This window comes from Metabacillus sediminilitoris (genome assembly GCF_009720625.1).
In the GTDB taxonomy this organism is placed as follows: Bacteria; Bacillota; Bacilli; order Bacillales; family Bacillaceae; genus Metabacillus; species Metabacillus sediminilitoris.
The window spans coordinates 176,699-198,559 of record NZ_CP046266.1 but is presented as its reverse complement, the minus strand read 5'-3'; the positions used below and the strand labels follow the sequence as shown (position 1 = coordinate 198,559).

The 21,861-nt window shown below is 38.7% G+C and carries 17 protein-coding genes, 10 tRNA genes and 2 rRNA genes; 3 read left to right on the top strand and 26 right to left on the bottom strand.

What is annotated here, in order from left to right; all coding sequences use genetic code 11:
• Window positions 1-16: 16 nt before the first annotated feature.
• The 3 genes from GMB29_RS01100 to GMB29_RS01090 are packed head-to-tail and all read right to left on the bottom strand — an operon-like array spanning window position 17 to window position 1,766.
• Window positions 17-514, bottom strand: coding sequence for a DinB family protein (locus GMB29_RS01100; RefSeq protein ID WP_136358490.1), 498 nt, complete (start codon window positions 512-514; stop codon window positions 17-19).
• A gap of 2 nt (window positions 515-516) precedes the next feature.
• The gene (locus tag GMB29_RS01095) at window positions 517-1,473 is read right to left on the bottom strand and encodes a fumarylacetoacetate hydrolase family protein (protein ID WP_136358492.1); all 957 of its coding nucleotides are present in this window, start codon (window positions 1,471-1,473) and stop codon (window positions 517-519) included.
• Between the two features lie 38 nt (window positions 1,474-1,511).
• Entirely contained in the window at window positions 1,512-1,766 is a 255-nt protein-coding gene (locus GMB29_RS01090; RefSeq protein ID WP_136358494.1) for a YciI family protein, read from the bottom strand.
• Between the two features lie 202 nt (window positions 1,767-1,968).
• Here GMB29_RS01090 and GMB29_RS01085 point away from each other — a divergent pair, with 202 nt between their 5' ends.
• Both GMB29_RS01085 and GMB29_RS01080 read left to right on the top strand, forming a co-directional pair.
• The gene (locus GMB29_RS01085; protein WP_136358495.1) at window positions 1,969-2,736 is read left to right on the top strand and encodes an IclR family transcriptional regulator; all 768 of its coding nucleotides are present in this window, start codon (window positions 1,969-1,971) and stop codon (window positions 2,734-2,736) included.
• Between the two features lie 135 nt (window positions 2,737-2,871).
• On the top strand, window positions 2,872-3,309 hold the full coding sequence (locus GMB29_RS01080) for an SRPBCC family protein (RefSeq protein WP_136358497.1): 438 nt from the start codon (window positions 2,872-2,874) through the stop codon (window positions 3,307-3,309).
• 59 nt (window positions 3,310-3,368) lie between these two features.
• Here GMB29_RS01080 and GMB29_RS01075 read toward each other — a convergent pair whose 3' ends face one another.
• The 3 genes from GMB29_RS01075 to GMB29_RS01065 all read right to left on the bottom strand — a co-directional run bounded on the left by GMB29_RS01075 (window position 3,369) and on the right by GMB29_RS01065 (window position 6,860).
• On the bottom strand, window positions 3,369-3,863 hold the full coding sequence (locus tag GMB29_RS01075; RefSeq protein WP_227551445.1) for a flavin reductase family protein: 495 nt from the start codon (window positions 3,861-3,863) through the stop codon (window positions 3,369-3,371).
• Window positions 3,864-4,125: 262 nt separating this feature from the next.
• Entirely contained in the window at window positions 4,126-5,544 is a 1,419-nt protein-coding gene (locus tag GMB29_RS01070) for a sodium:solute symporter family protein (protein ID WP_136358499.1), read from the bottom strand.
• Window positions 5,541-6,860: an aspartate aminotransferase family protein gene (locus GMB29_RS01065; RefSeq protein WP_136358501.1), complete on the bottom strand. Its 1,320-nt coding sequence runs from the start codon at window positions 6,858-6,860 to the stop codon at window positions 5,541-5,543. Before GMB29_RS01065 ends, GMB29_RS01070 begins: the two co-directional genes overlap by 4 nt.
• Before the next feature lie 566 nt (window positions 6,861-7,426).
• Between GMB29_RS01065 and GMB29_RS01060 the strand changes: the two genes are divergently transcribed.
• On the top strand, window positions 7,427-8,308 hold the full coding sequence (locus GMB29_RS01060) for a LysR family transcriptional regulator (RefSeq protein WP_136358503.1): 882 nt from the start codon (window positions 7,427-7,429) through the stop codon (window positions 8,306-8,308).
• A 49-nt stretch (window positions 8,309-8,357) separates the two neighbouring features.
• Here the strand turns inward: GMB29_RS01060 and GMB29_RS01055 are convergent, their stop codons facing one another.
• The 20 genes from GMB29_RS01055 to GMB29_RS00960 form a co-directional block, all read right to left on the bottom strand.
• A complete protein-coding gene (locus tag GMB29_RS01055) occupies window positions 8,358-8,795 on the bottom strand; it encodes an SgcJ/EcaC family oxidoreductase (RefSeq protein ID WP_136358505.1) in 438 nt (145 codons plus the stop codon).
• Window positions 8,796-9,188: 393 nt separating this feature from the next.
• Window positions 9,189-9,713 (bottom strand): SRPBCC family protein, encoded by a 525-nt coding sequence (locus GMB29_RS01050; RefSeq protein ID WP_136358507.1) that lies wholly within the window; start codon window positions 9,711-9,713, stop codon window positions 9,189-9,191.
• Between the two features lie 243 nt (window positions 9,714-9,956).
• The gene (gene glmS, locus GMB29_RS01045; RefSeq protein ID WP_136358509.1) at window positions 9,957-11,762 is read right to left on the bottom strand and encodes a glutamine--fructose-6-phosphate transaminase (isomerizing); all 1,806 of its coding nucleotides are present in this window, start codon (window positions 11,760-11,762) and stop codon (window positions 9,957-9,959) included.
• Window positions 11,763-12,259: 497 nt separating this feature from the next.
• Window positions 12,260-13,606: a phosphoglucosamine mutase gene (gene glmM, locus GMB29_RS01040; protein WP_136358511.1), complete on the bottom strand. Its 1,347-nt coding sequence runs from the start codon at window positions 13,604-13,606 to the stop codon at window positions 12,260-12,262.
• A gap of 30 nt (window positions 13,607-13,636) precedes the next feature.
• Window positions 13,637-14,881: a CdaR family protein gene (locus tag GMB29_RS01035; protein ID WP_136358513.1), complete on the bottom strand. Its 1,245-nt coding sequence runs from the start codon at window positions 14,879-14,881 to the stop codon at window positions 13,637-13,639.
• Window positions 14,874-15,695 carry a diadenylate cyclase CdaA gene (gene cdaA / locus GMB29_RS01030; protein WP_136358515.1) on the bottom strand — a complete coding sequence of 274 codons (822 nt, stop codon included), beginning with the start codon at window positions 15,693-15,695 and terminating at the stop codon, window positions 14,874-14,876. The genes GMB29_RS01035 and cdaA overlap by 8 nt, the downstream gene beginning before the upstream one ends.
• A 302-nt stretch (window positions 15,696-15,997) precedes the next feature.
• Window positions 15,998-16,609: an anti-sigma factor family protein gene (locus tag GMB29_RS01025; RefSeq protein ID WP_136358517.1), complete on the bottom strand. Its 612-nt coding sequence runs from the start codon at window positions 16,607-16,609 to the stop codon at window positions 15,998-16,000.
• Between the two features lie 12 nt (window positions 16,610-16,621).
• Complete coding sequence (gene sigW, locus GMB29_RS01020; RefSeq protein ID WP_136358519.1) at window positions 16,622-17,185, bottom strand: RNA polymerase sigma factor SigW; 564 nt, start codon at window positions 17,183-17,185, stop codon at window positions 16,622-16,624.
• A gap of 284 nt (window positions 17,186-17,469) precedes the next feature.
• Window positions 17,470-17,542, bottom strand: a tRNA-Ala gene (locus GMB29_RS01015).
• A 10-nt stretch (window positions 17,543-17,552) separates the two neighbouring features.
• Window positions 17,553-17,627, bottom strand: a tRNA-Gly gene (locus tag GMB29_RS01010).
• Between the two features lie 6 nt (window positions 17,628-17,633).
• A tRNA-Lys gene (locus GMB29_RS01005) sits at window positions 17,634-17,706 on the bottom strand.
• 136 nt (window positions 17,707-17,842) lie between these two features.
• Window positions 17,843-17,917: transfer RNA gene (locus GMB29_RS01000), tRNA-Gln, on the bottom strand.
• A gap of 166 nt (window positions 17,918-18,083) precedes the next feature.
• A tRNA-Tyr gene (locus tag GMB29_RS00995) sits at window positions 18,084-18,167 on the bottom strand.
• A 15-nt stretch (window positions 18,168-18,182) separates the two neighbouring features.
• Window positions 18,183-18,255, bottom strand: a tRNA-Thr gene (locus GMB29_RS00990).
• A gap of 7 nt (window positions 18,256-18,262) precedes the next feature.
• Window positions 18,263-18,338: transfer RNA gene (locus GMB29_RS00985), tRNA-Val, on the bottom strand.
• Between the two features lie 16 nt (window positions 18,339-18,354).
• Window positions 18,355-18,429: transfer RNA gene (locus GMB29_RS00980), tRNA-Glu, on the bottom strand.
• A gap of 21 nt (window positions 18,430-18,450) precedes the next feature.
• Window positions 18,451-18,523: transfer RNA gene (locus GMB29_RS00975), tRNA-Thr, on the bottom strand.
• A gap of 2 nt (window positions 18,524-18,525) precedes the next feature.
• Window positions 18,526-18,600, bottom strand: a tRNA-Asn gene (locus tag GMB29_RS00970).
• Window positions 18,601-18,610: 10 nt separating this feature from the next.
• Window positions 18,611-18,726: ribosomal RNA gene (gene rrf / locus GMB29_RS00965) — 5S ribosomal RNA — on the bottom strand.
• Between the two features lie 122 nt (window positions 18,727-18,848).
• A 23S ribosomal RNA gene (locus GMB29_RS00960) occupies window positions 18,849-21,778 on the bottom strand.
• Between the last annotated feature and the right edge of the window lie 83 nt (window positions 21,779-21,861).

Below are 21,861 nucleotides of genomic sequence, written 5' to 3'. Positions count from 1 at the left end.
TATTCCCCCTCTTCGATTAATGATTTACTTTCGATAAGTTACGGTTGATTTGTCCTAAATGCTTACTCACATGCTCAACGATTAAATGATCAACGATAAATGAGATTGGTTTTGTACCAAAACGCGGATTTCGGCTCGGTGCCTCCATCGCTAATTTTTCTTCATCTAATTTATTAAGCGTTTCTTCCACTTGTGGTTTTACCGCTTCCAAATCCTTTAAAACATCTGATAAAGAAGTGCTATCAACCTTGCTTTTACTAACAGCAGCTAAACGACCTTCATGCTGTAAGCCTCGACCCCATTCTTTACCTGGAGTTTCTAAAAGCTGCTCGATTTCATCACACCAATAAGGAATTGCTTCCACAACATGAGTAAGAATTTGCATAACAGACCATTCTTCTTCAGTAGGGTTAAAGCGAAGTACATCGTCGGAAAGCCCTTTAGCAGTTTCAATCATTTGATCAAGTGATTGGTGAACAGATTGGATGGAATCGTTAACACTTAAAGTTGCCATTTTCACTTCACCTCCGCTGTTTCTTTCACACTTGTTACACGGTTTTCAAGAGCGCCAATTTTATCGATTTCAATTTTTACAACATCTCCATCTTTTAAGAAGACTTGTGGATTACGTGCAACACCTACTCCTCCAGGAGTTCCAGTTAAAATCACATCGCCTGGCTCAAGTGTCATTAAGCCTGATAAGAATTCAACCAAGTACTGAACAGAGAATACTAGGTTTGCAGTGTTAGAGCGTTGACGTTCTTCTCCATTAACAGTAAGAACAACTTCTAATCCTGAAGGATCTTGAAGTTCATCTGAAGTTACAAGATAAGGACCCATTGGAGCGCTTCCATCAACAGTCTTTCCTTGTAGCCACTCTATTGTACGACGTTGAATATCGCGGTAGGTCACGTCATTAACAATTGTATATCCAGCTACATAATCAAGAGCATCTTCTTGAGATACATTTCTTGCACGTTTACCAATAACAAATGTAAACTCTGCTTCATAGTCAAGTTGTTCTGAAATTGGGTGGAATGGGATATCATCTTGTGGACCAACAACCGTGTTTGCAAATTTAGCGAATACGACTGGATATGGTGGAAGCTCTCTTCCCATTTCTAAAATGTGCTCACGATAATTATGTCCAACACAGATCATTTTTCCTGGTGCAGGAACTGGTGCTTCCACTTTTACCTCATTTAAGTCATAAACAAGTCTATACCCGTTATCTGTTTTATTTTCTAACGCGTATTCAATTGCTTTTTTTGCAAGTTTAACGCTTTCATTTCCACCTTGTAAAAAACCGGTCATATCAGCAGGAACAAATGCATCCGCAATTTGCCCGGCACGAATTTTCCCTTCTGATGTAAGTAAAGACTTATATGCAACATGTAAATCGATTACTGCTTCATTAACAATAGCTCCAACGCGTTGTGTGATGCCTTCACGGCTAAATGTAATTAATTTCATTCGTAAACTCCCTTTCTAGTAAAAGTTTTAGTTAGTAGTTAAACAACATTCCATTCTTTCAAACTGTAAACGGATTCATTTTCTTCATACATTGGATCTTTAATAACAATATTTTTAGCTGCTTCTAGAGAAGTTGCTTGAATTACATATGCTCCCCCAGACTGATCATCATATCCACCAGCCATCAAAAGAGTATCTGTTTCTTTTAAACGTAGGAGAAATTCACGATGTTCAGGAATAGAGTTTCCGGTAAAATTCGGTTTTCTTTCAATCATAACGAGGAACTTTTTCACTTTATCACCTCTTTGGTAAGTTATCGCTCCCAAAAGTGTATTTCACTTTTAGATAACTGTGTTCCCTATTTATAGAATAAAATCATTTTTAACATATGTCAACACCTTAATAAATAAATTTTCTGATACTTTAAAACAATTTTGTTGAATATTATTTTGTCTGATATACTAAGAAATATTTCAATTACGGGGAGTTATTAAAATGGAGAATGCTAAAAACAATACGATGATCCAGTCGCTTCAAGTAGGAATGAGTATTATAGACTTAATTGCTATTCAAGAAAATCCCTTAAAATTTACAGAGATACAGGAATTAACAAGTATTACGAAAAGTAATTTATACAAATATTTAAATACATTAACACATTTAGGCTTGCTTGAAAGAGATAAGAAAAACGGTACTTATTCGCTTGGGAGCAAAATGATTGAATATGGAATGGCTGCCATCGGTAACCAGGATATCATCAGTAAAGTTACGCCATATTTACAGGAAATAAGTCTACACACTTCATTTTCAGCTTTGTTTGCAGTTTGGACAAACGACGGGCCCGTCATTGCTAACATTTGGAGTTCAAATAACGGATTAAACATTGGTGCAAATATTGGAACACGCCTCCCAATCCAATCGTCAAGCGGAAAAATATTTTCAGTTTTTAATCCTCCTAATCTAACAAAGGAATGGAAGGACAAAGAACTAGCTGTTTTAACAGACAAAGAGAGAACATATCTCTTAAATGATGAAGGATTAATTGAAGAAAATTTCATTTCATTTGCTAAGGAGCCTCTTGTTCCTTATGTATCTTCCCTATCAACTCCTATCTTTAATTACAATAAAGAATTAATTGGAGCTATTACAGTTGTTGGATTTTCTCAGCTTATCTCCCAGGATTTGAATGACGATTTGAGTCAATATTTGCTCTCAATGTCAAACCAGGTTTCTAAAAGGTTCGGTTATAAAAGGCCAGTTTAGCGAGATTAATTATCCAACTAGCAGCATCCGGAAAATAATAGTTACATTACCCGCACTATCGAACAAATGTTTGTTCACCTTTTGACTATCATATATAATGTTAGTATCCTCCAGTACAAGAAGGAGTTAGATACAATGACTGAAAAATTAATTGTAAAAGATGAAATTCTTATCGAAGCAACATCTGCTAAAGTGTGGGAAATTCTTACGAAACCTAAATATGTTTCACAATGGGATGAACTTCCTGAAAATTATCCTGAAGAGGATATGACTGTGGGTAGTAAAGTTGTATGGGAACTTCCTAATGGTGGTCAGTCAATAACAACAATTATTGAAGCCGTTCAGCAAAAACGGTTAAAAATATCTTTATACGGATCCAATTGGGAAGTAAAGCCTAATGAAGGTGATGTAGCGTATGTATACCAATTAGAAGAAGGAGACAGTCAGACGCTATTAAAAATTGAGATTGGGGATTTTTCACTGATCAAAGATGGACAAATGTATTATGATGCATCTTGTGAATTCGCAGTAAATGCTAAGAAAGTCATCAAGGAGTTAGCAGAAAATCAATAGAGGTTTTTGTCTTAACAATGACCGGATAGAAGATCTATCTTCTATCCGGTCATACTCAACTAAATGTAAAAATTCTCAGGAATGCCCCCGAATTTTCTTCGATGATATAAAAGTGGTTCTTTCTTTTCACTAATAATATCAATCACTTCTCCTATTAAAATCGTATGATCTCCAGCTTCAATAGTTTTATACGTTTTACATTGCATAACACCGGAAGCTCCAGCAATAATCGGAAGAGAATGCTCTGAAAGCTTCCATTCACAATTTCCAAAACGGTCTACCCCTTTACTTGCAAATAAGGAACAAATATCACTTTGATCACTTGCTAATACATGTACAGCAAATTTATCTGTTTTAATAAATTCTTCATAAGAGGATACTCTTTTATCAATTGACCATAGGATTAACAAAGGGTCTAAAGATACTGATGCAAATGAATTGACAGTTAGTCCAAGAGGTACACTTTGTTCGTTAACAGTTGTAACCACCGTTACTCCTGTCGGGTAATTGCCCATTACTTCTTTAAAAAGCGTAGTATTCGTACTGTTATCCATATTTAAGCACTCCTCTTTTTTATTTCTAACTAAATTCATATTTCGTCTAATTTATTATAAAGAAAATGATCGCTAATTTCGAATATTAAAAATTTATTCTGACGATCACAACATATACCTGTTATTTATGTTGGGCATCAACACTTCTTTTGGTGACCTGTTTGATCCGCTTTTCCACATGCTAAAATGAGCTGAAACATTTGGGTTCCAGCTCATTTTTTAAACACTTACGTTCATTTTTTAGGGAAAGAAATAACGAAGTTTATGCTCTTTTACTACTACTAAACTCAACATCACTATCAATCTTCTTATGTTTGTTTGTATTTACTAATGTTACACCTACTATGAAGATAACTCCCGTGATAATTCCGTAAATGATTGGCAGAGTAGATGTTACTCCATAAATGATAAAGGTAATTAATATAACAATAGAACTGGCAATAATTGCAGAGAAAGCAGCTGTACTCGTGACACGCTTCCAAAACAAGCCAAGCACTAGAGGCACGAAAATAGCTCCTGATAAAATAGCGTAGGCCATATCTAATGCAACGAGAATGTTTTGAATCCATACTGAGAAAATAATAGATAACACACCTAATCCAAGAGTTACAATACGAGAAGTGCTGATGACCTCTTTATCCTTCATATCCTTCTTAAAGTAAACTTTTATAATATCATTCGTGATTAACGTTGCAGATGCAAATAATGCTCCTGAAGCATTTGACATTAATGCAGAACAAACACTTGCTAATACTAGCCCTAACATACCTGGAGGTAAGATTTCTAATGCTAAACTTGTAAATGCTGATTGTGATTCACTTAAATCTGGCAGCACTACTAAGGCACACATGCCCACAATACTTAAAGCCAAAGCATAAAATACACTGTATATACCAGCTGATACCGCACTACTTTTCATCACTTTTTGGTTTTTGGCAGTAAATACACGCTGCCATATGTCTTGGGAAACAATTAAACCAAAGAAGTATAATAGAAAATACTGAAAAATCCGCTCCCAACCAATATTAGTTAAAGAAAGATGATTTTCTGGGACACTATTAAACAAAGTAGTCAATCCACCTACACTACTTACGCTATAAGGAAACATGATAAAGAATACACCTATAGTCATAACGGCAAATTGAATAATATCAGTTAATGTAATACTCCACATTCCGCCTAAAATCGTATAAAAGAGGACAATCCCTCCGCCTATAAGCATAGATGGTATAACAGACCAACCTAATAAAACGTGGATGACGCTACCCATACCAATTACTTGTGTAACAACGATCATGAGAGTATAAATTGCCGTAACAATCGCACTAATAAGCGAAGTTCCTTCGCCAAAACGCTTTCCAAGTAACTGGCTAATCGTGAAGACATCATAACCACTAATTTTATTTACAATGAATAAACCTAATGCGGCAATACCTAAACCCATCATTGTTACAAACCAAAAACCAGAAATACCGAAATCATAACCTAAAGTTGTTGAACCCATTGTAGCAGCACCACCGATAATAACAGCCGCTAAACACCCTACATGGGAAAAGTAGCCTAAACGACTTCCAGCTAGTAAAAAATCTTTTTCTGATTTTGCCTTATTAATACCAATCACACCAACAACAATCAGCACACCAAAATAAAGGATAAGTACAGCCGTATCAAGTATGTTCATCTTATACCTCCAATGCCAAATTCTAATTCATATTCCGTTATCGCTTCATCAAGCAGCGATATCCCTAGATCTAAATGTTCTTGATCGATCGTTAATGGCGGCATCATTCTAATAACCTCGCCTTTATTACCACTTAAATAAAATATCACCCCTTTTTCAAGGCTCTTCTGTAAAATTTTCATTAATCCTTCTCCATTTGGTTCACCTGTTAAAGGATCTATAATTTCGATACCTAACATTAATCCAATCCCTCGTACCGAGCCAATGACAGAGTGTTTTTCTTTTAGATCTACTAATTTATCTAATGCATAGTCACCTAAAACCCTTGCATTTTCAACTAGACCTTCATCCGTTAAAACATCAATCGTTGCACATGCCGCAGCACATGCCACAGGATTTCCGCCAAATGTTGTACTGTGGCTGCCAATTGTCCACAGCTCCATCAATTCTTTTGAAGCCACAGTCGCACTAAGTGGTAAACCACTAGCAATCCCCTTTGCGATTGCCATAATATCCGGTGTCACACCAAATCGATTTGCAGCAAACCAGTCTCCAGTTCGTCCAAAACCTGTTTGAACTTCATCAAAAATCAATAATATTTGGTGATGATCGCAAATGTCTCTGATTTTCTGTAACCATGCTTGTGGGGGTATGACATATCCACCTTCACCAAGTACAGGTTCTAAAATGACTGCAGCCACTTCTTCCGATGCTACTTGATGATTAAACAATTTTTCAAATTCATTTTCAACCTGTTCAGACCAGTACACTTCTGGGTTCATCCCTTTAGGTGTCTCAGCTGGATTTGCATATGGCAATTGATACGACATATTTGCCCCGACAGGTAAACATCTTCTATACTTACTTTTAGAAGTAGTAAGACTCAGTGCCCCCATCGTTCGTCCATGAAATCCCCCTAAAAAAGAGATGACATAAGGTCTTTTCGTCACATGTCTTGCAAGCTTTACCGCCCCTTCAATCGCTTCAGCCCCGCTGTTACCAAAGAAAAAGCAATCTAACGAATCAGGTAAAACCGCTTTCATTTTTTTGGCTAATTGCAAAATAGATTCATAATTTATAATACCGATAGGTCCATGGAGTAAGTGATCAACTTGTTCTTTTATTGCTGCTACAACTTTTGGATGTCTATGACCTGTATTTTCTGTCGCAATCCCTGATGTAAAATCTAAATACTTTCTGCCATCAACTCCAAAATAAAATAAACCGTCAGATTTTACAACTGGTAGATTTGGAAAGTCTTTAGCCATTGTTGGTGCTAAAAGGCCTTCATCATTTAGTGTCTTCCATTCAATCATAATCACATCCCCTTTTTATCTGAAAATTTAAAACATTGAAGTTGATTTTTCCACAATTCTCACCTTTCGTCAAACGTCAATCATTAAGAAATTTAATAGTAAACTATCTTACATGAAAATGAATAAGCTAGGGATCACATAGGTTATACAAGAAGTGATAAATTAAGAAAAGACACGTATGGTATCAACTTATCTTCAAACTTGGATAGAATAGTCCAAATGAATGTCCTGGAGTTGGAACTTCAGTATTAAGTGGCTTTTGTTTAATCGTTATGAGAGACCTCAAATCAAAGAGAGAATATCCATATAAAGAAATTTAAGAATAAGTGGATATTTATATATATCAATTCAGATTTAGTATTAAAAAAAATTATGGATCAACTTGTTTAGATGATCCATCATGATTCGTAATTTCCCCCTCCCCCTCTTTCTTTTTATGATCAGCCATTCACACATACCAATTAACTTCTAGTAGTAATGAAATCATTATTCTATAATATTAGTAATAAAGGTGTTAAGAGGTAGTTTTAATATGTGTTTAAAGCAAACAACAAAGAGGCGATAGAATGGAACTTAGATATCTGAAAACGTTCAAAGTTGTAGCAGAAGAATTAAATATCACGAAAGCCGCAAAACAATTAAAATATACTCAACCAACAATCACATTACAAATACAATCTTTAGAGAAAGAGCTGAATCATACTCTCTTTACTAGAGTTGGGAAAAAGACATTTCTGACAGCTGCCGGTAGAAAACTGAAATCCCATGTAGACAACTTATTTGTACTCGTTGAGGAAATTGAAAAAGATATGGAGGAATTGCGTGGACCAGCTGGGAATCTGACAATAGCTGCTTCTGAATACTACTGTACAAGACATCTTACCGCTATCTTAAAAACGTACAAGGAAATGTATCCAAATGTGCGGTTAAATCTTCTGCCTCTTAACAGTGTACATGCCATTCAAAGTGTTAAAGATCATGTTGCTGATATTGCAATTATTGCAAGTGAATGCGGTGATATCAATTTAAGAAAAAATTTTTTAGAGGAAGAACAGACCCTCTTAGTCGCTTCATCAGAAATTAGTAAAGGTAATAGTATACAAGATATTTTAAGTCGTTTTCCATTTATTTCCTATAATGATGATTGTAGTTTTAGTAATATTATCGAACAGCATTTCAAAAAAATGAATTGTCAACCTGTATCAACCATTGTATGCGGCGGTAGTGATGAAACAATAAAACGTGCGGTCCTTAACGGTATTGGTTATGCCATCTTAGGTGAAAATGTGATTAAGAATGAACTAAATGACCAATCAATTACCATCCTACAAAAAGTGAATGAGCCTATTATTACCTCTTCTATAAATTTGAAAGTAAGGTCAGAAGAGCCTAATATTCAAATGTTTAATGAACTCCTGCAAAATGCTTGGCCTTTAATTAAAAACTAAGTAACTTGTCACAACATCATTCTATTAGTGATGTTGTGATATTGAACTATCACTTGAGCAACTCTCTTAATTCCTCAGTCATTTGCTCAACTAATTCAGGTCTTCCATGAAACTGAGCTGGTGTATTTTGAAAAAGCTCAATACTCCAATTTCCTCCGTCTTTTATGGCAACTATAGTATGATGTGTGTTTACTTGCGGGTTAATGTCTGACTTTCCTGGTGGCACCATGCCTGCAATTGCTCGTAAAATTGCTACCTCAGAACTAAGATAACGTACCTCTTTCACTTTGCTTACAAATTGCGCAGTAGGATGATCTTCAAATATCGGATTTAGGTGAGAAAAGATCTCTACACTGCCAATCACTTCACTTCCATCATAGCCAATTTGGACACCCTTCTCTGTAAATAGCTTTGCCATTCCATGAGCATCCTGATGATTCCATGCAGTTAATAATTGCTGATAAAGTAATTCAATTTGATTTTTCATATACGATTATCATTCCTCTTTAATTTTTTCAACAGTTTCCACAGACGTTGCGTTTAATTTAATCGTAATAAAATATATTCCACAATCAATGGCTTAATTAACTGTCACATTCTACTTCTATTATTCTTGCCGACTCTTGCTTTTTCCTTCCTAAATGCCTGTAAGCTTCCGGCTGAGGCATACAATTTCATCATACACGTATAGAATTTGTTTCCTTATACGTTTAGTAATTCCTATAGAAAAATGAGAGTATCTTCATCAAACGACTAAACATAAAAAAACACGCCTAACGATGCTTAATTAGGTGTGTTCCCGTTCTCCACTCTTTCAAATATTTATATTAATGTTTTCATACTTACTAAAACAATTTCGCATTAAAGACTTGATACATTACTACGGAAGCTCTTTTAAATAGTCATCAAGGCTCTCTAATTGTGAGGCGAATCCCTCAACAACCCCCATATCCATTACTTGTTGAAGAGTATCAATTGATATGAATTGAGAACGCGTAACGAGTTTCGTCTTACCTTCGTATTCAACGAACATGATCGTAACTAGTATCTCTGGCATACCATCGACAGCATTCCCTTCCTTATCAGAAAACGTATCAGTATAGACAATCTTCTCTGGTACAATTATTTCATGGTACACAGCTTTCCCCCAAGATTCCTGCCCATAAAAATCTCCTTGGCTCCTATCATTACACCTCATACAATAATGCCATACGCCATTAGGCTCAAACTCAAATTTGTAATTTTCGGTTTGCCATCCCTTAGGTCCCCACCAGCTCTCTAAATTCTTAGAAACCGAAAATGCCTTAAATACAAGATCTCGCGGAGCATCAATAATCCTCTCAATGATTAGTTCTCGACCTTCAACTTTCGTAATCAAACTATTCTTTGGCTTGTTATCGGACATTCCTGTTCCTCCTATTAATCATGTTTTTAATAAGACTCTTCTTAAGATTCTATTTAATTGCTGGAGTTCCTTTTTTATTTTGCTTTAATTAGTAATTCTAGAATAAAGATTGTATTACAAGTGAAGCTATTTAAGCCTGTTAAAACAAAAACCCTTGATACAGCAAAACTGTATCAAGGGTTTATTTGATATCATAGTCATAATCACTTACATTACAGCGATCATTTATTATTTAAAGCTTCCTTACTCGACCGTAACACTCTTCGCAAGATTACGTGGTTTATCAACATCACAACCACGGTGTAAAGCTGCATAGTAAGAGATCAATTGTAATGGAATAACTGCTGCAAGCGGTGCAAGCTGTTCATGAATGCTTGGAAGAACAAAACGATCGTCTTCTTCTTCAAGACCTTTCATCGAGATAATACATGGATTAGCCCCACGTGCTACAACCTCTTTTACATTTCCACGAATGCTTAAGTTTACATGTTCTTGTGTAGCTAATGCAATAATCGGTGTACCATTTTCGATTAATGCAATCGTACCATGTTTAAGCTCTCCACCCGCAAAACCTTCTGCTTGGATATAAGAGATTTCTTTTAGCTTAAGTGCGCCTTCAAGTCCTACATAGTAATCAACAGAACGGCCAATGAAGAATGCATTACGAGTAGTAGAAAAATACTCTTTAGCAATAGCTTCCATTTCTTCTTTTTGATCACAAAGAACTTCCATTGCATTTGCTACGATTCCTAGTTCTTTTGTTAAATCAAATTCTAAAGAAAGTCCTTTACCATGAGCTGCAACAGCTGCAAGAATCGATAATACCGCTAGTTGTGCTGTATATGCTTTTGTCGAAGCAACGGCAATTTCAGGACCTGCATGTAATAGAAGCGTATAGTCTGCTTCACGGGACAATGTAGAACCTTGTACATTCGTAATCGTCAATGCTTTATGTCCAAGCTCTTTAATTTGCACAAGAACGGATCGACTATCTGCTGTTTCACCACTTTGTGAAATAAAGATAAATAATGGATTTTCAGAAAGCAATGGCATATTGTATGAGAATTCACTTGCGATGTGAACTTCTACAGGGATCTTTGCCCAGTTTTCAATAAATTGTTTTCCAATTAAGCCAGCGTGATAGCTTGTTCCTGCTGCAATGATATAGATTCTATCAGCAGCATTTACTGCATTAACAATATCTGCATCAACTGTTAGTCCGCCGACTGCATTACGGTATTTATCAATGATTTTTCTCATTACTAGAGGTTGCTCATCGATTTCTTTCAACATGTAGTGAGGATATGTGCCCTTTTCAATATCACTAGCATCGATTTCAGCTTTGTAAGGTGCACGATTAATTACGTTTCCTTGTAAATCTTTAATTGTAACAGATTCACGTTCAACAAAAACCATTTCTTTGTCCATAATTTCAACGTATTGGTCCGTTACTTGGAGCATTGCCATTGCATCTGATGCAACAACATTGAAGCTGCCATCACCTAAACCAACAAGAAGTGGGCTTTTGTTTTTTGCTACATAAATCATATCAGGATTTTGCTCATCTAATAGTGCAATTGCATATGAGCCTTTTAAGATTGATAACGTTTGACGGAACGCTTCCTCAACCTCTAATCCTTCCGCTACAAATTTTTCAATTACTTGAACGATTACTTCTGTATCTGTATCACTTATCAATTGAACATTATGCAAATATTCACGTTTTAAAATAGCGTAATTTTCAATAACACCGTTATGCACAAGTGTAAATCTGCTAGTTGTACTTTGGTGTGGATGAGCATTGATTCGACTTGGTATGCCGTGAGTTGCCCATCTTGTATGACCAATACCTGTCATGGCTTCAACTTTTTCATCAACACTTTCACGAAGCTCAGCGATACGACCTTTTTCTTTAAAAATATGAACTCCATCATTATTCATTGTTGCAATACCAGCAGAGTCATACCCACGATATTCTAACTTTTCTAATCCTTTAAGTAAAATTTCCTTAGCATCTTTTTGTCCAATATAACCTACGATTCCGCACATAATGTTTTCCTCCCATAGTGTGTTACTAGGGACAGGAAGTCAATTTAATTTTCGGAGACATTCACTGTCCCCTCACACATGTTTTCTTTTTGGAAGGCTATGATTTTCCCTTTGTACAAAAAGTTACCTCTTTGTTTTAAGGAAAAACTTACGGTTGTAACCAATCAACCGGGAGGCATCCGCCGAAAATTCGATAACCTCCATCCTCGTCAACTAAGCTTTTTTCGTCCACTTAGTTCAGGCGCTTTGAATAAAACAGTTTTATTACCTTTGACTATGCTCCTTTCTAGTATTAGTAAAAATACAAATTTAATCATACAACATACCAAAATAAAGCGTCAATCAATTTTTCCCATCCTCATGAATGGTTATCATCTATTTTATGTCATTTGTTGCATTTATGTGAACAAATGGAATGAAAGTAGGGCGTCATTTATCACATATATTGCAGGATTTTTTTCCTATATGTAAAAAGGCGGGTTTCCCCGCCTTTTTGCTTATTCAATACCCATTTCTTGCTTTACTACTGCGACAATTCTTTCAACATATTCACGGCATTGTTCTTCTGTTGGAGCTTCGGCCATTACCCGAACCAATGGTTCTGTTCCTGACGGACGAACTAAAATACGTCCGTTACCGTTCATTTCTTGTTCTACCGTTGAAATGATTTCTTTTACTTTTTCATTTTCGGTTACTTTATATTTATCTGTAACCTTTACATTAATAAGCAATTGAGGATATTTTCTCATTTCACCAGCAAGCTCTGATAATTTTTTTCCAGTAAGTTTCATGATGTTTACTAGTTGTAATCCAGTTAGTAATCCGTCACCAGTTGTATTGTAATCAAGGAAGATAATATGACCGGATTGTTCTCCACCAAGATTATAATCATTTTTCTTCATTTCCTCTACAACATAGCGATCTCCAACTGCTGTTGGGATACTTTTAATTTCATGCTCTTCAAGCCCTTTGTAAAAGCCAAGATTACTCATTACTGTTGATACAACAGTATTTTTCTTTAATCTGCCTTCACTGTTTAAGAATTTCGCACAGATATACATAATTTGGTCACCATCAACGATTTGACCATTTTCATCAACCGCAATAAGGCGATCACCATCACCATCAAATGCTAGCCCGATATCTGCTCCCTTTTCTTTTAGAAATGCTGCCATTGCTTCTGGATGTGTTGAACCAACTCCATCATTTATATTTAATCCATTTGGAGATGTACCCATTGTCGAAACATCAGCATCTAAATCCGCAAACAGATGTGTAGCTAGTGAAGAAGTAGCACCGTGTGCACAATCTAAAGCAACATGGATGCCAGTAAAGTCCTCATCAACAGTTTGTTTCAAAAATTGAAGATATTTTTGACCGCCTTCAAAATAATCATTAACTTGTCCTAAATGTTCACCAACAGGTCTAGGTAATGTATCCTCTTCTTGGTCCATTAAACGTTCAATTTCAAGTTCTTGTTCATCAGACAGCTTAAAACCATCAGGACCAAAATACTTAATTCCATTATCTTGAACAGGATTATGTGATGCAGAGATCATAACACCCGCTTGCGCACCAAGAACCTTTGTTAAATAAGCTACACCAGGTGTAGAGATTACGCCTAAACGCATTACTTCAGCTCCAATAGATAGAAGACCTGCTACAAGAGCTCCCTCTAACATATGACCTGAAATGCGAGTGTCTCTCCCGATTAAAACTTTTGGTCTTTCTTTATCTTTTGTTAATACATATCCACCGAACCGGCCAATTTTAAAGGCTAATTCAGGTGTTAATTCACTATTAGCAACTCCACGTACTCCGTCTGTACCAAAATACTTTCCCATTGGTTTCGCTCCTTTATTTAATCCTCTGCCTTATGAGGCCGACGAAATTTTCACTTTTACTTTATCCTGTTGCAATGACCATGTTATATCTTGCGGGCCATTTACTTCTACATCTACCTCATGCTCACCATCACTAAGGTCAGCTAAGTTTATATATAATTCTATATCTGATGATTTTATATCTTTTATGACTGAAGGTGCCCCGTTAATTTTCACATCAAGTGTTCCAGACTCAGGGCTTATGATCTCTACAATTTTCCCTTCAGATAAACCAACTGTTTTTACCGACTTATTAGTAAAAGATTTTTCTTCTTGCTTTTCTACATCAACCTTAATTTCAAGCTTTTCTGGATTTACTTTATTAATCCCTTCAGGTTTAGGCACATCAACTTCTAGTACAGTATCCTCTTTGATTTTACTTAGATCAACCTTAACTCCATCAATAAATTCTAGTTTTTCTAAAACATCTAATGGACCAAAAACAGTAATTTCCTTTAGATCTGATTCAATGCTAGATATACTTAAGCCTTTTTCTAGCTCACCTTCCCTAATTATTTTAAAAGGCAAGACTTTACTTGGACTTTTTATAGGAACTGTTACATCAACAACAGAAGGCTCAACCTCAACCGGAAGTATATTTCCATCACGATCATAGATTGTAATCCGTGATTCCTTATTAATCGTTTCTTCTGCAGTTTCGAGATTTACTTGTGCTTTCACACTCTCTATTTGATCGATTACTTCTTTAGAAGCTGTTACTTTAATCAAATTTGGCGTTACAATCGGCTGATCAGGTGTGTAACCTACCTCAAGCTTATTCTCATTAAGATAATCGACTTCAACTGTAAAATCTTTAGAAATCTTTTCTTCAAGTGTAACTGTAATGACTGAGGGGCTTATACTCGCTTTTAAGTCTTCAGATAGATTTTTATATTTAAGTCTTACTTCATGTGTTCCAATTGATAATTTTGTTAAGTCTGCATAAACTTCGAAATCTCTAAGTTGCCTTGCCTTTGTTAATGAAATCCTTGAACCCTCTAAGGTCACATTTACTGATTCAGGGACACCTGTAACAACTAGGTTTTCCTGATCAAAGTATGTAACAACTGGTACATCTGTTACAGTTGCCTGGTCTGAGGTAGGTGATTGAGCTAATGGCGTTGTTGGTTGATTAACAGGTGAGCCTGAATCAATATTAACGGTTGCATATAACATTAACGCTAAAAACAGAGCAATAATCCTCATTACCCAACGATTATCTATCAACTTATCCATTTTTCTTTCCCCTCCATTGCCAACGGTTTGAGGAAACAGCTTTTGGACTATGATTTAACTCAGTTTGCAAAATCTCTCTTAATTCATCTTGAGATAGATCCCGATGTAGTTCACTGTTACGCGCAGCAGAGATACTGCCTGTCTCTTCAGAAACAATAATGGTTAAACTATCCGTTACCTCACTAATCCCTAAAGCAGCCCGGTGCCTTGTACCAAGCTCCTTTGAAATAAACGGACTTTCCGAAAGCGGTAGATAACAACCTGCTGCTGCAATGATATTCTTATGTATAATCACTGCCCCATCATGAAGAGGTGTGTTAGGAATAAAGATATTAATCAATAATTCCGAAGAAATCATTGAATTTAAAGGTATCCCAGTTTCTATGTAATCGCTCATCCCTGTTTCTTTTTCAATCGACATTAATGCGCCAATACGTCGCTTAGCCATATATTCTGTTGCCTTAATAATTGCTTCAACAGTTATATCCGAATCATCTTCTCCAGGTACACCACCTCGAGTAAATATTCGTCCTCTACCTAGCTGTTCCAATGCTCTTCGCAGCTCTGGCTGGAAAATGATAATAATGGCTAAAAATCCCCATGTTAAGGCTTGATCCATTAACCACTGTAATGTACTTAAACCTAAGTATTGACTCAACATGCGTACAACAATTATCACTGTAATTCCTTTTAATAGCTGGACAGCCTTTGTTCCCCTTGCTACCATAATTAATTTGTAAATCACGTACCAAACAAGGAGAATATCAACAGCTATGCCGAGGTAATGTAATATTGGTATATCCTCATATCCCATTCACTCGTCCTCCATGAGTTTCACTCTTATTTTACCAAAAAAGGTTTTGGAGTTTTAACGCCACCAATGGAAAATGAAGGAGATACGTTCAATAATATCCACTTCAATTTGGCGCCTAAAAGAAGCAAACTCCATATCATTCACATTAACCAGATTCGCCTATTTTTTAGAATAGGATGGTTTTTATCAATTTAGTGAAGTTTTAACCCCATCTCCATATTTAATATAGTTGTTTGATAACTATCATATTATATCATTTCCTATTAAAATGTAAAAAGGTCACCGTTTCGATGACCCTTAGTTTAACTAAAAACACCTACAACATCTTCAGAAATAGATTTTATATGGTACCATAACCATTCAAACAACTCGTCAACTTCCTCGATCTCTCCTGTTACCTGACCAGCTTGCGCAAGATAATTATCACCATTAATGACTGTGACATCTCCTTGGATCGTACCTTCGATTATTAATTCTCCATTTTTAACAGTAACATCCCCTTTTACTACCTCTCCCTTAGGAACAGTAACCTTACTGTTCTCCACAACCAAATTAGATTGTTTCGAAACGCTAAAATCCTGATCCTCATTCCATGCAGAAAAGAGACTACCTGTCATAAGTAAGACAAACATAGATGCTGCTGCTAATAATGGGTGACCTTTAAACCATCTCTTCCATGAAACAGTTCGTTTTTCCTTTGGAAGTTTATCCATGACTGCTTTTGTAAAATCTATTGGAGCCTCAATATGAGATGTGCTCTTTACAAGTGCTACAGTCTTTTCTAGTTCGTGAAAATGCTGATAACACTCCTTACAAGTTTGTAGATGTTCTTTTATCTTCTTTTCTTCCTCACTAGTTACTTCATGATCCATATATTTATGCAAAAGCTGAACAAATTCCGAAGAACAGCTCATCGTATCACCTCTTTATAAATGCCTTAATTGTTTTCTAAGGGCCTCTCTCCCTCTGTGAATTCGTGTTTTTACGGTACCTATTGGTATGTCTAGTATTTCACTAATTTCTTTCAATGATAGCTCATCTATATACTTTAAGACAATCACCGATCGATACTTATCAGGGAGCTTTAATATTTCCTTTTGAATCGTTTGCTGGAGTTCAATTGTTTCAAGCTCTTCCTCAGGTAATGCTACATCTGCAGCGACTTGGGAATACATTGTTAGACCTTCAGTTCCAGCTATTTCTGCATCTAAAAAATAATCTGGTTTCTTTTTTCGAATTCGATCAATCGAAAGATTTGTAGCGATTCGATAAAGCCATGTAGAAAACTTTTTATTCATATCATATGTATGAATGTTTACATATGCACGTATAAAAGCTTCCTGTGCAGTATCTTCTGCTTCATGGGCATTTCCAAGCATTCGATAACATAACTGATAGATTTTATCTTTATACAAATCAACTATCTCAGCAAATGCATTTTGATCGCCTTTTTTAACTTGCTTTATCCTAGTTTTTACAATCGTTTCCATTTAACATACCTCCGCACTTGCGGGTCTCTTTATATACGTATAAGATTTCTTCAGGTTTCATTTTTTTCACATAAAATTATTTTAACAAATTTTGGTGGATTTAGGGGGTAAAATTTCAATCTTATATTAATGATAAATAGAAATCAGTTTACATTTTCAATAACCACCTAAAAATCATAACCCTAAGTAGGATTACTTACTGAAACAGAAATATGTATCGTATATCAGTCAATGTTCTAAATACAAAAAAAACCATAAACTTTCGTTTATGGTTTTTTGTATTATGGAGCCTAGCGGGATCGAACCGCTGACCTCCTGCGTGCAAAGCAGGCGCTCTCCCAGCTGAGCTAAGGCCCCGTGCTGCCTATGGAGCGGAAGACGGGATTCGAACCCGCGACCCCCACCTTGGCAAGGTGGTGTTCTACCACTGAACTACTTCCGCAAATGATGAGCCATGAAGGACTCGAACCTTCGACCCTCTGATTAAAAGTCAGATGCTCTACCGACTGAGCTAATGGCTCTTAGTTACAAAACACTCTTAGTATGGCGCCCAAATCTCAGAAGGACTATTCAAGGAGCGACTCGATTTGTGCGCTGATGTTTCGCTACGCAGCTTATTCGAACGTGCTCTACCGACTGAGCTAATGGCTCTAAAATTGGCTGGGCTAGCTGGATTCGAACCAACGAATGACGGAGTCAAAGTCCGTTGCCTTACCGCTTGGCTATAGCCCAATGATTTTCAAGAGAATATTTATTATCCATCAAAACGATTATGTAAAAATTAGTATGAACAATATAAAGTGAAAATATTCACAACCAACCTTTAAAGAAGAACAAAAATAAACAAATTATGAAATGGATCCCATTTTCATTCGTTTATTGAATATTACTATTTAAATGGTGGAGGGGGGCAGATTCGAACTGCCGAACCCTAAGGAGCGGATTTACAGTCCGCCGCGTTTAGCCACTTCGCTACCCCTCCATATATGTGAAACAGTGCCGGCGAGAGGACTTGAACCCCCAACCTACTGATTACAAGTCAGTTGCTCTACCAATTGAGCTACACCGGCAAATAAATGGTGGAGGATGACGGGATCGAACCGCCGACCCTCTGCTTGTAAGGCAGATGCTCTCCCAGCTGAGCTAATCCTCCATATTAAAGATGTAAATGGTGACCCGTACGGGATTCGAACCCGTGTTACCGCCGTGAAAGGGCGGTGTCTTAACCGCTTGACCAACGGGCCAATATGATAATACTTTTTCTAAGCTTCCAACCGGGCTCGAACCGGTGACCTCTTCCTTACCATGGAAGTGCTCTACCAACTGAGCTATGGAAGCAATGGCTCCGCAGGTAGGACTCGAACCTACGACCGATCGGTTAACAGCCGATAGCTCTACCACTGAGCTACTGCGGAATATTATATAGCCTGGCGACGTCCTACTCTCACAAGGGGAAACCCCTAACTACCATCGGCGCTGAAGAGCTTAACTTCCGTGTTCGGCATGGGAACGGGTGTGACCTCTTCGCCATCATCACCAGACAATTGCGACAAGAATTATTATACTATTTATCATGAATATTTCAAGTGTTTTTTGTACTTTTATATTCCTTCAAAACTAGATAACGATTCACAATTCATTCACTTTGTTTTAACGCATAAATTTGGTTAAGTCCTCGATCGATTAGTATCAGTCAGCTCCACACGTCACCGCGCTTCCACCTCTGACCTATCAACCTGATCATCTTTCAGGGATCTTACTAGCTTACGCTATGGGAAATCTCATCTTGAGGGGGGCTTCATGCTTAGATGCTTTCAGCACTTATCCCTTCCGCACATAGCTACCCAGCTATGCCTTTGGCAAGACAACTGGTACACCAGCGGTGCGTCCATCCCGGTCCTCTCGTACTAAGGACAGCTCCTCTCAAATTTCCTACGCCCACGACGGATAGGGACCGAACTGTCTCACGACGTTCTGAACCCAGCTCGCGTACCGCTTTAATGGGCGAACAGCCCAACCCTTGGGACCGACTACAGCCCCAGGATGCGATGAGCCGACATCGAGGTGCCAAACCTCCCCGTCGATGTGGACTCTTGGGGGAGATAAGCCTGTTATCCCCGGGGTAGCTTTTATCCGTTGAGCGATGGCCCTTCCATGCGGAACCACCGGATCACTAAGCCCGACTTTCGTCCCTGCTCGACTTGTAGGTCTCGCAGTCAAGCTCCCTTGTGCCTTTACACTCTACGAATGATTTCCAACCATTCTGAGGGAACCTTTGGGCGCCTCCGTTACATTTTAGGAGGCGACCGCCCCAGTCAAACTGCCCACCTGACACTGTCTCCCAGCCCGATAAGGGCTGCGGGTTAGAATTTCAATACAGCCAGGGTAGTATCCCACCGACGCCTCCACCGAAGCTAGCGCTCCGGCTTCTCAGGCTCCTACCTATCCTGTACAAGCTGTACCAAAATTCAATATCAGGCTACAGTAAAGCTCCACGGGGTCTTTCCGTCCTGTCGCGGGTAACCTGCATCTTCACAGGTACTATAATTTCACCGAGTCTCTCGTTGAGACAGTGCCCAGATCGTTACGCCTTTCGTGCGGGTCGGAACTTACCCGACAAGGAATTTCGCTACCTTAGGACCGTTATAGTTACGGCCGCCGTTTACTGGGGCTTCGGTTCAAAGCTTCGCTTGCGCTAACCTCTCCCCTTAACCTTCCAGCACCGGGCAGGCGTCAGCCCCTATACTTCGCCTTGCGGCTTCGCAGAGACCTGTGTTTTTGCTAAACAGTCGCCTGGGCCTATTCACTGCGGCTTTTCGCAGGGCAAGCCCTGAAAAAGCACCCCTTCTCCCGAAGTTACGGGGTCATTTTGCCGAGTTCCTTAACGAGAGTTCTCTCGCTCACCTTAGGATTCTCTCCTCGCCTACCTGTGTCGGTTTGCGGTACGGGCACCTCTCACCTCGCTAGAGGCTTTTCTTGGCAGTGTGGAATCAGGAACTTCGGTACTATATTTCCCTCGCCATCACAGCTCAGCCTTTACGACAACGGGATTTGCCTCGTTATCAGCCTAACTGCTTGGACGCGCTAATCCAACAGCGCGCTTACCCTATCCTTCTGCGTCCCCCCATTGCTCAAATGGTGAGGAGGTGGTACAGGAATTTCAACCTGTTGTCCATCGCCTACGCCTTTCGGCCTCGGCTTAGGTCCCGACTAACCCTGAGCGGACGAGCCTTCCTCAGGAAACCTTAGGCATTCGGTGGAGGGGATTCTCACCCCTCTTTCGCTACTCATACCGGCATTCTCACTTCTAAGCGCTCCACTAGTCCTTCCGGTCTAGCTTCACAGCCCTTAGAACGCTCTCCTACCATTGTTCGTAAGAACAATCCACAGCTTCGGTGATACGTTTAGCCCCGGTACATTTTCGGCGCAGAGTCACTCGACCAGTGAGCTATTACGCACTCTTTAAATGGTGGCTGCTTCTAAGCCAACATCCTGGTTGTCTAAGCAACTCCACATCCTTTTCCACTTAACGTATACTTTGGGACCTTAGCTGGTGGTCTGGGCTGTTTCCCTCTTGACTACGGATCTTATCACTCGCAGTCTGACTCCTGAACATAAGTCTTTGGCATTCGGAGTTTGACTGAATTCGGTAACCCGATGGGGGCCCCTAGTCCAATCAGTGCTCTACCTCCAAGACTCTCAATTTCAAGGCTAGCCCTAAAGCTATTTCGGAGAGAACCAGCTATCTCCAAGTTCGATTGGAATTTCTCCGCTACCCACACCTCATCCCCGCACTTTTCAACGTGCGTGGGTTCGGGCCTCCATTCAGTGTTACCTGAACTTCACCCTGGACATGGGTAGATCACCTGGTTTCGGGTCTACGACCACGTACTCTTTCGCCCTATTCAGACTCGCTTTCGCTGCGGCTCCGTCTCATCAACTTAACCTTGCACGGGATCGTAACTCGCCGGTTCATTCTACAAAAGGCACGCCATTACCCATTAACGGGCTTTGACTACTTGTAGGCACACGGTTTCAGGATCTCTTTCACTCCCCTTCCGGGGTGCTTTTCACCTTTCCCTCACGGTACTGGTTCACTATCGGTCACTAGGGAGTATTTAGCCTTGGGAGATGGTCCTCCCTGCTTCCGACGGGATTTCACGTGTCCCGCCGTACTCAGGATCCACTCTGGAGGGAACGAAGTTTCAACTACAGGGTTGTTACCTTCTTTGACGGGCCTTTCCAGACCTCTTCATTTACTCCGTTCCTTTGTAACTCCGTATAGAGTGTCCTACAACCCCAAGAGGCAAGCCTCTTGGTTTGGGCTAATTCCGTTTCGCTCGCCGCTACTTGGGAAATCGCGTTTGCTTTCTCTTCCTCCGGGTACTTAGATGTTTCAGTTCCCCGGGTCTGCCTTTATCACCCTATGTATTCAGGTGAAAATACTACTCCATTACGAGCAGTGGGTTCCCCCATTCGGAAATCTCCGGATCAAAGCTTACTTACAGCTCCCCGAAGCATATCGGTGTTAGTACCGTCCTTCATCGGCTCCTAGTGCCAAGGCATCCACCGTGCGCCCTTAACAACTTAACCTTTGACATTATAAATGTCATTTTAATCATTATTAAGAGAATCACTAAACTAAGCGTTTAAACTCAGTGAATTACTTGAATTGT